We start from the raw sequence: 14652 nt of genomic DNA, 5'->3' as shown, positions 1-14652 counted from the left end.
GCCTTTATCCAGAGGGAAGTGAAATATGAAACTGATTACATTATTAGGCGCAAATGACTTTCACGCCATGTTGTTCAATCTGTACTTTATGCTCTGCTTGGATATCTGCATCGGTCACCAACACATCAACTTGATGCCAAGCGAGCTCTAAGTTTGGGATCTTACGGCCGATTTTTTCGGACTCGATCATTACGATCACTTCACGTGACGCTTCTGCCATTACCTTACTTAAGCCAACCAATTCATTAAATGTCGTGGTTCCACGCTCGAGATCGATGCCATCCGCACCGATGAATAGTTGGTCAAAGTCGTAAGCTCGTAATACAGATTCGGCTACTTTGCCTTGAAAGGACTCTGAGTGCGTATCCCAAGTACCGCCAGTCATCAGCAGTGTCGGTTCGCTCTCTAATTCATTAAGAGCGTTAGCAACATGCAACGAGTTGGTCATGACCACTAAGCCACGTTTATCATTCAACTGTTGAATCAGCGCGGCAGTCGTGCTGCCACTGTCGATCACGATGCGATTATGATCGCGAATCAATGATGCTGCTGCTTTTGCTAAGCTTAACTTTCGAGTCGAAACATTAGCGCCCAATTCTTCGTGAATGACTTCCTTTGGGATAGCAATCGCACCGCCATAGCGGCGTAGAAGTTGGCCGTTTTTCTCTAAAGAAGCTAAATCCTTTCTAATCGTGACCTCTGAGGTTTCGAATTTCTGAGCAAGTTCATCAACGCTGACTTCTCCTAGTTCAGAAACCAAGTTAGAAATGGCGTGTCTTCTTAATTGAGTGTTTCGTTTCGACATTTAAGTTTTTATTTTAAGTTTCGATGTGAAACTTATTATAGTCAAACCGAAACTTTCAAGTCCATTTATTTCGATCCAAAAAATTAATATTTCTCGATAAAACCTTGTCCTAAGACAATTCTTAAACAGTGATATTGGATTCATTCAGTGGTAGAATTCGCCACCGAAAAGAAAAAAAATTACAGAATTGAAGGCTATTTTTTTGCAACTTTCTGCATATAAAGTGGGATTAGTCACAAAAAGGTAACCAAAATCGCCGATCTTTTAGTCATAAAATGACTAAACTTGGTGAAAGACTTTCAGAATCTGAAGTTCTAATAATGAGACGAAAAATCGGTGGGTGACAGGTACTAAATGTCATCAAAAACGTCCTGACTTCAGAGTAAATAACCGACTTTCAAATTGTAACTATACTTACCGGAGAGTATCTTCCATGAAAAAGACCAAAATCGTATGTACGATTGGCCCTAAAACAGAATCTGTAGAGAAGCTAACTGAACTAGTTAACGCAGGCATGAACGTAATGCGCCTTAACTTCTCTCACGGTGACTACGAAGAACACGGCACTCGTATCGCGAACTTCCGTAAAGTAATGGAAGCTACTGGCAAACCACTAGCAATTCTTCTAGATACTAAAGGTCCAGAAATCCGCACTATCAAGCTAGAAGGCGGTAACGATGTTGATCTAGTAGCAGGTCAAGAATTCACTTTCACAACTGACACTTCAGTTGTAGGTAACAAAGATAAAGTTGCAGTAACTTACGCTGGTTTCGCAGCAGACCTAAACGTAGGTAACACTATCCTAGTAGACGACGGTCTAATCGAGATGGAAGTTATCTCTAAGACTGAAACTGAAGTTAAATGTAAAGTTCTTAACAACGGTGCACTAGGCGAAAACAAAGGTGTTAACCTTCCTGGCGTTTCTGTAAACCTACCTGCACTATCTGAAAAAGATAAGAACGACCTTAAATTTGGTTGTGAGCAAGGCGTTGACTTCGTAGCAGCTTCTTTCATCCGTAAAGCGTCTGACGTTCAAGAAATCCGTGAAGTACTTGCTGCAAACGGCGGCGAGAACATCCACATCATCTCTAAGATCGAAAACCAAGAAGGTGTTGATAACTTCGATGAGATCCTAGAACTTTCTGACGGCATCATGGTTGCTCGTGGCGACCTAGGTGTTGAAATCCCAGCTGAAGAAGTAATCTTCGCTCAGAAAATGATGATCGAGAAGTGTAACCGTGCACGTAAGATGGTTATCACAGCAACTCAAATGCTTGATTCTATGATCAACAACCCACGTCCTACTCGTGCGGAAGCAGGCGACGTTGCTAACGCGGTAATGGACGGTACTGACGCAGTAATGCTTTCTGGTGAAACGGCGAAAGGTAAATACCCTGTTGAAGCGGTAACTATCATGGCTCAAATCGCGAACCGTACTGACTCAGCGCTAAAAGCTGAACTAGGTTCTCGTCTAGACAGCCCACGCCTACGCATCACTGAAGCAGTATGTAAAGGTGCAGTAGACACAGCTGAGAAACTAGCTGCTCCACTTATCGTTGTTGCAACTGAAGGCGGTAAGTCTGCACGTTCAGTACGTAAGTACTTCCCAACTGCAAACATTCTAGCGCTAACAACTAACAAGAAAACTGCTGCACAGCTAGTTCTAACTAAAGGTGTTACTCCTGTAGTTGTTGATTCAATCGAAAGCACTGACGCATTCTACGTAGCGGGTAAAGAACTTGCTCTAGAATCAGGTCTAGGTAACAAAGGCGATATCGTTGTTATGGTTTCTGGCGCTCTAGTTGCTTCAGGTACTACGAACACAGCTTCTGTACACGTACTATAAGACTGAACTTTTAACACTTCAGTTTCTTGAGAAGGAGGGCTTATGCCCTCCTTTTTTATATGGCTTTCTTGCTCTCATAATAGGCTAATTGTATTATTCACCTCTATCAGAATTTCGTACTGTTTAATTTTATCGTCACGATTAAAGTTTCTATGAGGTGTATGTGTCTAGTCCCACTCTTACCGACAAAGTATTAAGAATGATCCGTCAGGATATTCTCGATGGCGAGCTTAAACCAGGTCAAAAACTCGTGGTTGCCGAACTCAAAGAGAAGTACAACGTAGGAGCGTCACCCATTCGAGAAGCATTGGTGCAATTATCTTGGAGCAAATACGTCAAACTCGAGCCGCAAAAAGGCTGCTGGGTTGCACCTGTATGTAAAGATGAGTTACATGACTTGTACGAAAGCCTGCAAATGGTCTCCGCATGCTTACTCAGTAAGGCAATTATGATTGGCGATGAAAAATGGGAACTGGATGTACTAACTGCTTATCACAAGTTATCCCGAGTAAAACCTGGCGAAAGCTTTTGTTGGAGGGAATGGGAAGAGCGCCAAAATCAGTTTCTTACTGCGCTGTTTGAAGGTGCTGGCTCTGTCAATATGTTTGGGTTTTTCCGCGATCTACTCACGCAAATTAAACGCTACCAATACTTCGCGATGCAGATTTTAGGCACAGGGAACCCTGGGCACTGTAATCTCGATGAGCAAGAAATACTGATGAAGGCATCGCTAGACAAAAAGAGTCAGGATGCTTTAGGTTATCTAGAGCGTTATTTGAGACAGTCAATACAGTGTATCGAAGCCGCCATCGACAACCAATGTCGCATACTGGCTAGCGAATAACGCTGAGACTAAAAAGCGGGGGTCTATCCCCGTTTTTTCGTTTTTGTAAAAGCACTAAGCAATATCATCATAACTATGACATAGCGATACGCAGTTACGCCCTGCACTTTTTGACTCATACAAAGCAATATCAGCACATTTATACGTTCTTGTACGATCAGAGGTTAAATCACTATACCCAGCACTTACAGTAATGCCTCTATCACTACGCATTTGAACCGCGACACGTAGCCTGTTCAATACAATTTCAGCCTCTTCTAGTGTTGTATGCGGCATAATCACTGCAAATTCCTCACCACCGACACGAGATACAAAGTCTGTGCTGCGGACTTCTTCTAGGAGGGTTTCTGCGACACTACAAATCACCTTGTCTCCTTCGTCGTGGCCAAGCTCGTCATTAATACGTTTAAAGTGGTCAATATCAAACAACGCCAAACAAGCAGGAGGGCTATCAGGATAGCGTTCAATAATCCCCGCATATTGCGCCAATTGCTCTTCAAATTTTCGGCGGTTCCACAACCCCGTCAAGCCATCTTTTTCGCTTAGGTTTCGTAATTTTTCTTCTAACTCTTTTTGCCCAGAGATATCCACCAGCGACGTAATGTAATAACTCACTTTACCTGATTTGGTTAAATTCGCCTGAATACGCATTATTGCAGTAAAGACTTGATTAAACTTAGTTCGACAACGAATCTCCCCTTCCCATACGTGTTCACTCTTCAGTGTTTTCCAGATACTCAGGTTTGCTTCGAGATCTTCAGGTAGAAAAATTAAATGATGTGCACTCCAACCTTGGGCATGCTTGGTTGAGTAACCCATCATGTTTTCAAACTCTTGATTAACCATGATGATTCTATGTGAAGCATCCGAGATCATCACCGCAGTCATACCATCAAGAGCAGCTCGAGCCAACTTCGATTCCATACTATGACGCCGATAATGCAGAGCAAGGGCTGCCGTCGGCAAAGTGAAGCCGAGCACCAAACTTAGAACAAAAAACGCTTCTTGGATTAAGTCATCAATATCCCTCTGAGCTCGGGATAATAACTGCTCATTGGTAAGATCAATAACCAGATGAAGAGGTTCGCTAGAAACAAACTGGATGGTGCGATACGCGACCAAATTCGAACCATTGTAAGCATAGCCCGAATCTTTTGAATTTAAACTACGCCAAATGTTTGGGTACATCCGGCCAAAATTAAATTGAGAGCGAGCGGGAATTATATGGCCATACAAACGAGCTGATTTAGGGCTATCAATGTAAAATCCGTCACTCTTAATCAGCTCAATATGGAAATCAAGCACTGACGAATAGTTGAGTCGAGAGGATAAATAGTCAATATCAACATTAAGCACAAGATACCCTTCGCGCTTTCCGTTAAGCGAAATAGGCATCAAAATACGCAGTGACGGGCTATAGGGATAGACTAACTCGCCATACTCTCGTTCTAAACCTATCCCCCACGAAGCGATTTCGCCATCGTCTAAGTTCTTAGCGAATTGAAAGTAATCTCGCTCTGACTTATTTTGCAATTTGATCGCGGGCAACGCAGCGCCTGTTTCAATCTCATAATTAATCCTCACTTTTTCTCGACCAGAAACATCAAGAAAGCGAATTTGCTTATACAACTTTTGATTGATTGCGACCGAGATCCACATGTCTTCTAAGATGGAACGGTTCACCCGGTTAGGTTGGCGCAGATATTCATACAGACTTTGGCTGTGACCAAGTAGGTCACTGATCGTTTCGATTTGATCCTGAATATTGCTGTATTCACGGCCAGTATAGGCCAATTGATGTAACGCTTCTTGAGCGGTGTTCTCAACATTGTTTTCTAACAACGTCAGATATTTCTGATAGTAGTAAGCGGCAGTGAGTGCACTAAAAAATAGTGCTGTCGCCAATAAGGTGCCGACTCGCTTAGGTACTTTCACACGTCTAATGCCTATCATGCTTACTAAAACGACAATTATATCATTAATTGTTATTTTCTAAACAAAAAAGCCACTTAGATTAAGTGGCTTTTCTATATGCAATCAGAGAGTTAAGGTTTGAGGGCTCGCTCTCCTCGCGCAATGCCAACGACACCACTACGAGCAACTTCGACAACTTCGGTCACTTCGGATATCGCTTGAATGAAGGCATCTAGCTTTTCACTCGTACCCGCAAGTTGTACGGTGTATTGGGAAGCCGTGACATCCACGATCTGGCCACGGAAGATGTCTGCCGTCCGCTTCACTTCTGCTCGCGCAAAACCACTGGCTTTCACTTTCACCATCATCAGTTCACGCTCAATGTGCTCATACTCGGTGACTTCTTGTACTTTCAGCACATCGATCAGTTTGTGTAACTGCTTCTGAATTTGTTCCAACTGCATCTCATCAGATGTCGTGGTAATGTTCATTCGCGACAGGGTTTCATCATCAGTCGGTGATACCGTCAAAGATTCAATGTTGTAACCACGTTGAGAGAACAAACCAACAACACGAGACAACGCACCCGGTTGGTTTTCCAATAGCAATGAAATAATGTGTCTCATATTAAGTTCTCTCCGTTTTGCTTAGCCACATTTTATCCATACCCTCACCTTTGATTTGCATCGGGTATACGTGTTCGGTTTCGTCTACGTTGATGTCCACAAACACCAGACGATCTTTCATATCCAACGCTTTTTGTAGCCCTTCTTCGAGCTGATCAGGCGTTTCGATACGAATACCGACGTGACCATAAGCTTCTGCAATCGCTGCAAAGTCAGGAACAGAACTCATGTAAGAATTAGAGTGACGACCTTGATAAATAATGTCTTGCCACTGTTTTACCATGCCTAAGAATCGGTTGTTCAGGTTGATGATCTTCACTGGAATGTCGTATTGCATGGCTGTAGACAATTCTTGAATGTTCATCTGAATACTGCCGTCACCAGTCACAACCACGACCTCTTCTTGTGGCATGGCAAACTTCACGCCCATGCCAGCCGGAAGACCAAATCCCATGGTGCCAAGACCACCAGAGTTTATCCAACGGCGCGGCTTATTGAATGGGTAGTACAGCGCCGCAAACATCTGATGCTGGCCCACATCAGACGCCACATACGCGTCGCCATTAGTTAGCTTGTGCAGCGTTTCAATTACTTGCTGTGGCTTGATTCGTTCTGGAGACGTTTCATAAGACAAGCAGTTGCGGTCACGCCACACTTGAATGTCATCCCACCATGCGGTAATAGCATCTTGATCATTTTCACTACCTTGCTCTGCAAGCAGCCCGAGCATGGTTGTCAGCACTTTTTCCGCAGAACCTACGATCGGCAAATCCACTTTCACGTTTTTCGAGATCGATGACGGATCGATATCAATATGCATCACTTTTGCGTTTGGGCAGTACTTTTCAAGGTTGTTGGTTGTACGGTCATCAAAACGCACACCGATACCAAAAATAAGATCCGCTTCATGCATTGCCATATTAGCTTCGTAAGTGCCGTGCATACCCAACATGCCCAGTGAGTTTTTATGTGTACCCGGGAATGCCCCCAAGCCCATCAAAGTACTCACTACTGGTAGGTTCAGTTTGTCGGAAAGCTCTAAAATATGTTCATGGGCGCCAGAAATCACCGCACCACCACCGATATAAAGCACTGGTTTTTTCGCTTCTAATAGCGATTTAAGCGCTTTTTTAATCTGGCCTTTATGGCCCGAAGTTGTCGGCTTGTAAGAGCGCATAGAAAGCGTTTCTGGATATTGATAAGGCAGTTTGATTTGCGGGTTCATTACATCTTTTGGCAAATCGATCACAACTGGACCAGGTCGACCTGTAGTCGCGATATAAAACGCTTTTTTGATTGTTTCAGGAATATCTTCCGCTTTTTTTACTAAAAAGCTGTGTTTGACCACTGGGCGGGAGACACCGACGATGTCACACTCTTGGAAAGCATCATTACCAATTAGGCTATTCGGTACGTTACCCGAGATAACGATCATTGGGATAGAGTCCATATACGCTGTTGCAATACCCGTAATGGTATTGGTCGCGCCCGGCCCCGAGCACACAAGTACGACACCCGGTTTACCGGTAGCTCGAGCGTAACCATCAGCCATATGAGTGGCGGCTTGCTCATGCCTTACAAGTACGTGTTTGATTTGATCGGTTTTGGCATGCAGTGCATCGTAGATATCCAAAACAGAGCCACCTGGGTAGCCAAAGATCTGCTCTACGTGCTCTTCTATCAGAGATTGAACCACCATCTCTGCGCCTGACAACATTGCTGTCATAATTGCTCTCCTTAGCCAGTTTCCTCACCGTAAGGTCAACGGATTGGTCTGGTTTTACATAGTCTAGGTCTTATTCGTAGCCTAATCGAAATACTTCCACGTTTTCGGCTATGTCTTGCGTTCGTCATAACATCCCGCAAGGTTACCCAACAAATGTAACGTTTTATTATCAAAGGGTCTAATGAGAGATTGGTCTACTTTTTAAACAAGATACTAGTAATTAGAATGTTAGTAGGAATAGCAGCCACACATCTCCTATTTCACAGTACAACCTAAAAAATTAACGCTTAAAAAAAGAACATTATTTCATAAGCTTTTAGCTATAGGGTGCGAAATAGCGTTATTTGACGAGCAAAGCAGAAAAAATCAATGCAAACAAAAATCCCCAGCAATGCGCGATCACATCACTGGGGATTTTTTCATCAATATAAAACCTAAGTCAGCTTAAGTTACTTTTTATCCGACTTTTCCTTATACATTTCTTCAATTTCATCTTGGTATTTGTCATTGATGACTTTACGACGAAGTTTTTGAGTTGGCGTTAACTCACCATCATCCATAGAGAAAGCTCTTGGTAACAATTTAAACTTCTTCACTTGTTCAAACTTTGCCAACTCTTTTTGAAGATCGTTCACACGCTTCTCAAGCATTTCGACCACCTGGTGGTGCTTAATCAACTCAACGCGATCGTGATATTTAATATTCAGCTCTTTCGCGTACTCTTCTAGCGAGTCATAACAAGGCACGATAAGCGCAGAAACAAACTTACGAGTATCCGCAATGACTGCGATTTGCTCGATGAAGTGGTCTTTACCAATCGCACCTTCAATCATTTGTGGAGCGATGTATTTACCACCTGAAGTTTTCATCAACTCTTTGATACGATCGGTGATGAACAAGTTGCCATTTTCATCAATGTAACCAGCGTCGCCCGTTTTTAGAAAACCGTGCTCATCAAAGGTCTTTTCCGTCTCTTCTGGCATTTTGTAATAGCCACGCATCACCATTGGACCACGAACCAGAATCTCGTTGTTTTCGCCGATCTTAACCTGTGCGCCAGGCATCGACATACCAATAGAGTCGGGGTTAAAACATTTATCATCCCAACACGATACTGTCGCCGTGGTTTCAGTCATACCGTAGCCCAACTTAACGTTGATACCAATCGCATGGAAGAATCGACCGATGGTTTCATCCAACTTTGCACCGCCACAAGGCATAAAGTTGATTTGCCCGCCAAGTAGCGCACGCAGTTTGCTCAGAACCAACTTATCCGCCAAAGCGTATGACTTACGCAGCAAGAGCGATGGCTGACGTTTTTCTTGATGACAAGCGGCCATTTTTGCGCCCATGTTGACTGCCCAAGTAAACATGATCTTACGGTGAATCGGCGCGCGAGACACTTTCTCGTGAATCGCAGAGAAGATCTTCTCATAGAAACGCGGTACGGCACACATCACGGTAGGTCGCACCTGGCTCAGTGCATCACGTACTTGCATGGTGTCTTGCAAATAGCAGTTGGTCGCCCCTTTGTACAATACATAAAAGGTCCAAGCGCGCTCAAATACGTGTGACAACGGAAGGAAACATAATGACACGTCACTTTGAGAAAGGCTCAAGCGCTGATCGTGTCCTTCCAATTGCGCCGCAATGTTTGCGTAGTCCAACATAACGCCTTTTGGCTGGCCTGTTGTACCCGAGGTGTAGATCAGCGTGAGTAGATCATCTTCTTTTGCCTGATCTAAACGCGCGTCCAATTCAACTTGATATGTAGCGTCGCCTTTGGCAACAAATGCTTGCCAAGAGATAACGAAATCATGATCGCCAAGTTCTATATCATCAGACATCGCAACAATGAGCTCTAACTGTTCGCACTGGTCGAAAATGCTCACTGCTGCATCAAATTGAGGCTGTTCACCAACAAACAGAACTTTGACGTCTGCATTGTTAATGATGTACGCCGACTGGGCGGCAGTATTGGTTGGGTAAATAGGTACTGTCACGCTGCGTAATTGCAGTGCTGCGATATCAGCGATCGTCCATTGCGGCATGTTGTTCGAGAAAATGCCGATCTTATCTTGGACTCCTAATCCCTGAGCCAAAAGTGCAAGTGATAAAGCATCAACTTGCTGACCAAATTGCGTCCACGTAATACCTTGCCACTCCTCACCCACTTTATGCTTGAGTGCAACGCGTGTACCACCGTTCGCAATTTGTTCACGAATACGTTTAACGATATGAAAATCTAACTTGGCCATTCTTTTACTTACCTTTTGGCTTACAGGCGTAAGCTAATTGAGCGAACAAGTGTACTCACGGCTTGCTAAAACGCAACTGACCAGTATCAAACTTATCACTAATAAGAGACAACTATCACTTATACGTCGCGAACGTACCTCAAATTGCTGAATGATTACTCTATTTAACTTACTGTTTCGATTGTTGATTACGAAAACAAAAAGCCCCGAGAGACAAAAATCGCTCGGGGACCAATGAATTGTAAAAATTGATGATTACCAATATGGTCTAATCGAGAAGACCAAACGTCATCTTATTTTGCGGCAACGACTTCACCACAAGTGATCATCAGTTGATCGCGCAGCCAAATGTGGCCTTTATCTTTTTCGCTTGATTCATGCCAGCTTAAGAAGCCGCTGATTTCTTTGTTCGCAAATGGGAAATCAAGAATTTGCAGTTGATCGCTGTTTACCGCATTTTCCGCCATCCAACGTGGTGCAATAGTCACAAGCTCAGATTGACCCACCACGTATAGTAGGTTGCTTAAACTAGAACCTTCATACGCCGCTTGGCAATCCAGTTCACGGTACGCTTGCTCTGAGAAACTACGTTGGCCATGCACTTTCGATAACTTCGCATGCTTTTCGTTAAGCAGTTGCTCAGCCGTCACACCACCTTGAATGCGTGGGTGTGTTTTTGATGCGATAACCACTAATTCATCTTTGAAGATTTCAGTACTTGAGAAACCTTGCTCATCAAAACGAGCGTAGTCGATCACGAAATCAATTTCTTGGTAGCGCATACGCTCAGACAACAAACGGTCAAATTCTGCATCTAGGTGAAGCTGAACGTTTGGTGCTTGTTGATTCACTTTTGCCATGATCTTCGGAGCAAAACGCATGTCACAAGGGCTGCAAATCGCAAGCTTGAATAAGCGAGTCGAAGATTCTGGTTGGAATACAGAGCTAGGAAGTTCATTGCGAATCAGCTGTAGTGCTTGGCGAATAGGGCCAAACAGTTGACGAGCTCGTTGCGTAGGCTGAATACCACGGCCTTGGCGCATGAATAGCTCGTCGTTAAACATCACTTTTAAGCGTGCCACGGCGTTACTTACTGCCGGTTGAGACATGCCTAGGTTATGTGCTGCACGAGTAATATTTTGCTCTTGCATTACAGCATCAAATACAGTCAGTAGGTTTAAATCTACACCACGCAAAGTGCTTTCCATACGGTAGCTAGCAATTGCGCTCATCGCGTCTTTCTTCTCTAACATTGAGTGCGCCTCTTTTGTAATCGTCAACTTTGTTCATTAAATTCATAACGAATAGAATCCCATCTCGCACAAAAGACGGCGGCTGGATTCGAATCATTTTACGAATAGATAACCTAACTTTTTATTATATTTATCGTCCGGATACTTCCGGCTCGAACTGTACTATCAACTAATCGATTGCGGTTTCGCAACTAGATTGATATTTAATCAGTAAATTTTAGCCAATTAGGTATTTATTTTTTAAATAACAAATACTTGATAAAAACATAAAAAACTATAAAACACGTAAAAATGCATTCTTTGATGACGTATTTAGCAAATTGATAGGACAGGCGGTCAACACAAGCATGCATTTAGCTCAGTTATTAGTTGGAATAAGAACAACAGATGACAGCTATATCTCTGATTGAATTTTGCACTTATCAGTCAAATTATCAGCAAATACACACTGAATAGAAATGAGAGAGGAAGAATAAAAATGCAGCCTTCCAAACAGAAAGGCTGCAACAAAATCGTGTCAAAAATGGAAGGAACAATGTACTTAGAACAACGTACTTAAATGTTCGACACGTAACTTGGAAAATCAACCTGCTCCCACAGCTGTCTGGATAACTCTGCTTTTGAATCCCATGCACCTTGCAGTACCCAATGAACAATAGCCTGAGCAACATCTGGGTATTTCACACTTTCGGCTTGTTGCTCCTTTAGCCACTGGCGTACTGCGGAAATGTCTAAGCTCTCCATCGACATCGCAAGCCCTAAATCTTCTAAGGTCGCAACATTGCTCTGCTGCTCGAATTGACCCGCGAGTGGCTTTAGTAACAATTTTTTCCCCAAAGACAAGGCTTCTGAAGGAAGCTCAAACCCACCATTAGCAATGACACCACTACAGCGATGCAAATGATGCTGGAAGTTGCTGTGGCATAAAGGGCGCAGTTCTATGTTTTCTACCTGCTCACATTCGATCACATCCGGGTGATAACAGATAAACGCTTGTTGATTAAAGTGGAACAATAAGTCCGAGATATCTTCAATCGATTCGAACGGTAGATACACCAACACGAAGTCGTCGTTTTCTGCTTGGCTATCGACGGTATGCACTATCGGTGGTAACAAAGGTTGATCAAAATGATGCCAATGCAAACCAAGGTGATGTTGAGAAGGCGCAAAGTATTCAATGACGGATTTATCTAACCAACTTGCTCCCTTTAGTGGCACCGGATAACGGAAAGCATTTTGGTGGCTGATACCAATAGAAGGCTTATTTTGTTGTCTCGCTGCCCACGCAGTCACAGGTTCGAAATCATTAATGATAAGATCGTAGGACGATAGATCGAGTTGCTTAACTTCTTTGAAAAACTGCACCAAATTGTTATTCAATGCTGTTTTCGCGTAGTTTACAGAGCCTTTTTCGGTAATAAAGGTGAAGCCTCGGCGAGTCTGGTAATCGCCAAATGCTTCCATTGAAAAGTATTTTTCCGGCGCTCGCCCAGAAAACAAAAAGTCGACCTCAACATCGTGCTCTTTAAACGCATGACTCATCGCCCTTGCGCGTGCAATATGTCCGTTTCCTGTCCCTTGAACACCGTACAAGATTTTCATCAATTAGCCTCCTAACATCGCAATCGCTAATCCACCACAAAGACTGCCAAGCAGTGCACCAATGATGACATCGGTAAAAAAGTGCACACCCAATAAGATTCGCGCGGTTCCGATTAAACTTGCCCAAAAGAATGCAGCAACGCCTAGGCTCGGATAGAAATGATCAATCAGCGTCGCCATGACAAACGCAGCGGCAGTGTGTCCTGAAGGAAGACTATAGCGATCAGAGGGGGTAATAAAAGCAGGAAGGAGTGCACTAAGCTCTTCAGGGCGACGACGCTTAAAACTATTTTTCAGCGTCCAATAAATTGGTAGCTCGATAGCAAAAGCAAGTAAACCCGCCAGTAAAAACCAGACTCCTTGCTCCTTATCTAAATACCAAGCTAATAAACCCAACACCAAGTAAAGGTGCCCGTCACCACTGTGGGAGACTCCTTTGCTGATATTGGCGACTTTTTGATTAAAACGGTGCTTAAGACAAACACTAGAGAGCGCTAAATCAAACTTAGCAATGGTTGCAATTGGCTGTGTAATTGTCTCTATGGTTCGCATGTGACCTTTCCTTACTTTGACAACGCCTTTGTGTGAAAAGTAGGAGGTTTAGGTGACAACAGCATGACGGGAGTTTGGACAATTAATGACAAAGGCCAAATTAAAGTGTGCCCAACAATTTATCTATTGGGCATAACCATAAAATAGAACACTAAGAAGGGTTTGCTGGTTGCGGTTGAGGGGTATCTATATACCAGACTTTTCTCTTCTTGCGGCAGGCGCGCAAAGAGCCTGTCGTCATGTCACCATCTTTTGTTAGCTCATAGCTCAGTGAGCGGCAAGTATAGTTTCCCGACAGTTCATGCTCTATACTCGTTTGCTCCGTTTTACTCGAGTTAGGCTCTAGTAAAGGGTTAGGCTGTGTAGATAAAATGTCACGATTTATCACATTGCTGCGCGCATAATCCTTATGGACATAACCTTTTATCACTCCTTTCTGTTCAACGAGAAACCAAGGTTGATCAACCACTTTTGCTAGCACATTAAAGACTTCCCCTTTCGATAATACGCCAAGCTTTTCCCCTTCAAGACTCGGTTTGGAGCGTAGGTTTAATGTGGTCTTAGAGCGGTAAGAAACATCCATAAACTCTACTGGGTTTGAGGTATCGACACCTTCAGTGGTTGGTCGGAAAACTTCCGCTTGCTGTTTCTCACTAGGTTGAACACGGATCTTCCACCAAGAATACGTTTCCGGATCTTTACCTTTAAACTTATTTCGGCTGTCAGACTCAAGGGCAACAAGCATCTGATTCAAGAACGATTCGCGTCCCTCATAACTCAAAAATCGATCCATTTGATCATTGATAACCATGACGCTCTGCGAATGATCATTCATAACAACGGGGGAAGCCACTTCCACATAGGTCTGCGATTGAAACAGCTGACAACCCGACAAGCTGACCAGAGTAAATACTATGGCTGAACGTCCAAATTGTTTTGTTAACCTCATTCTTTCCCTAACCCTTATTTCTTTTACCTAGTGCAACTGCACTACTATAAATGGTCATTCAAAACTTTTGCCAAACAATTCGGACCTTTGTGTGACAAGTCGCAATCCCGATGCTTGTTTTGGTAATGAAACGTCGCAAACTTGATGAGAACTTACTTCTTCTAGCACGTTTCTATCGCATCATGTCGTTTCACTTAGTGCATCATTTTTCTCAAGCAAATGAAAAGACTCATCCGATATGAATAAAAAATCGACTTTAGGGTTGACGCGCTTCATG

General features: G+C 43.3%; 11 protein-coding genes. 2 read left to right on the top strand and 9 right to left on the bottom strand.

Annotation, left to right across the window (positions count from 1 at the left end):
- Window positions 1-43: 43 nt before the first annotated feature.
- A complete protein-coding gene (locus NL626_RS16260; protein ID WP_005379701.1) occupies window positions 44-805 on the bottom strand; it encodes a DeoR/GlpR family DNA-binding transcription regulator in 762 nt (253 codons plus the stop codon).
- Window positions 806-1238: 433 nt separating this feature from the next.
- Here NL626_RS16260 and pykF point away from each other — a divergent pair, with 433 nt between their 5' ends.
- A complete protein-coding gene (gene pykF / locus NL626_RS16255) occupies window positions 1239-2651 on the top strand; it encodes a pyruvate kinase PykF (RefSeq protein WP_005392243.1) in 1413 nt (470 codons plus the stop codon).
- Between the two features lie 157 nt (window positions 2652-2808).
- Complete coding sequence (locus tag NL626_RS16250) at window positions 2809-3495, top strand: GntR family transcriptional regulator (RefSeq protein WP_080659233.1); 687 nt, start codon at window positions 2809-2811, stop codon at window positions 3493-3495.
- A 54-nt stretch (window positions 3496-3549) separates the two neighbouring features.
- On the opposite strand, the gene NL626_RS16245 is transcribed toward NL626_RS16250, so the two are convergent.
- The 8 genes from NL626_RS16245 to NL626_RS16210 all read right to left on the bottom strand — a co-directional run bounded on the left by NL626_RS16245 (window position 3550) and on the right by NL626_RS16210 (window position 14375).
- On the bottom strand, window positions 3550-5430 hold the full coding sequence (locus NL626_RS16245) for a GGDEF domain-containing protein (protein WP_206953635.1): 1881 nt from the start codon (window positions 5428-5430) through the stop codon (window positions 3550-3552).
- Window positions 5431-5540: 110 nt separating this feature from the next.
- Entirely contained in the window at window positions 5541-6035 is a 495-nt protein-coding gene (gene ilvN / locus NL626_RS16240) for an acetolactate synthase small subunit (protein ID WP_005379697.1), read from the bottom strand.
- Between the two features lies 1 nt (window position 6036).
- The gene (locus NL626_RS16235) at window positions 6037-7761 is read right to left on the bottom strand and encodes an acetolactate synthase 3 large subunit (RefSeq protein WP_005383061.1); all 1725 of its coding nucleotides are present in this window, start codon (window positions 7759-7761) and stop codon (window positions 6037-6039) included.
- Window positions 7762-8210: 449 nt separating this feature from the next.
- Window positions 8211-10019 (bottom strand): long-chain fatty acid--CoA ligase, encoded by a 1809-nt coding sequence (locus NL626_RS16230; RefSeq protein ID WP_005379694.1) that lies wholly within the window; start codon window positions 10017-10019, stop codon window positions 8211-8213.
- Window positions 10020-10312: 293 nt separating this feature from the next.
- Window positions 10313-11272 (bottom strand): LysR family transcriptional regulator CalR, encoded by a 960-nt coding sequence (gene calR / locus NL626_RS16225; RefSeq protein ID WP_005379693.1) that lies wholly within the window; start codon window positions 11270-11272, stop codon window positions 10313-10315.
- Window positions 11273-11827: 555 nt separating this feature from the next.
- Window positions 11828-12874: an MJ1255/VC2487 family glycosyltransferase gene (locus tag NL626_RS16220; RefSeq protein WP_005379691.1), complete on the bottom strand. Its 1047-nt coding sequence runs from the start codon at window positions 12872-12874 to the stop codon at window positions 11828-11830.
- Window positions 12875-12877: 3 nt separating this feature from the next.
- Window positions 12878-13426, bottom strand: coding sequence for a phosphatase PAP2 family protein (locus NL626_RS16215; protein ID WP_017820266.1), 549 nt, complete (start codon window positions 13424-13426; stop codon window positions 12878-12880).
- Window positions 13427-13577: 151 nt separating this feature from the next.
- A complete protein-coding gene (locus NL626_RS16210; RefSeq protein WP_085569670.1) occupies window positions 13578-14375 on the bottom strand; it encodes an SH3 domain-containing protein in 798 nt (265 codons plus the stop codon).
- Between the last annotated feature and the right edge of the window lie 277 nt (window positions 14376-14652).

The organism is Vibrio sp. Y58_MX_L22, from assembly GCF_024181865.1.
GTDB classification, from domain to species: domain Bacteria; phylum Pseudomonadota; class Gammaproteobacteria; order Enterobacterales; family Vibrionaceae; genus Vibrio; species Vibrio alginolyticus.
This window is presented reverse-complemented; position numbering and strand designations above follow the sequence as displayed.

Coding starts and splice junctions, on each gene's coding strand:
- NL626_RS16260 (WP_005379701.1), bottom strand. CDS start 805: ATGTCGAAACGAAACACTCAATTAAGAAGACACGCCATTTCTAACTTG.
- pykF (WP_005392243.1), top strand. CDS start 1,239: ATGAAAAAGACCAAAATCGTATGTACGATTGGCCCTAAAACAGAATCT.
- ilvN (WP_005379697.1), bottom strand. CDS start 6,035: ATGAGACACATTATTTCATTGCTATTGGAAAACCAACCGGGTGCGTTG.
- NL626_RS16235 (WP_005383061.1), bottom strand. CDS start 7,761: ATGACAGCAATGTTGTCAGGCGCAGAGATGGTGGTTCAATCTCTGATA.
- NL626_RS16230 (WP_005379694.1), bottom strand. CDS start 10,019: ATGGCCAAGTTAGATTTTCATATCGTTAAACGTATTCGTGAACAAATT.
- calR (WP_005379693.1), bottom strand. CDS start 11,272: ATGTTAGAGAAGAAAGACGCGATGAGCGCAATTGCTAGCTACCGTATG.
- NL626_RS16220 (WP_005379691.1), bottom strand. CDS start 12,874: ATGAAAATCTTGTACGGTGTTCAAGGGACAGGAAACGGACATATTGCA.
- NL626_RS16215 (WP_017820266.1), bottom strand. CDS start 13,426: ATGCGAACCATAGAGACAATTACACAGCCAATTGCAACCATTGCTAAG.
- NL626_RS16210 (WP_085569670.1), bottom strand. CDS start 14,375: ATGAGGTTAACAAAACAATTTGGACGTTCAGCCATAGTATTTACTCTG.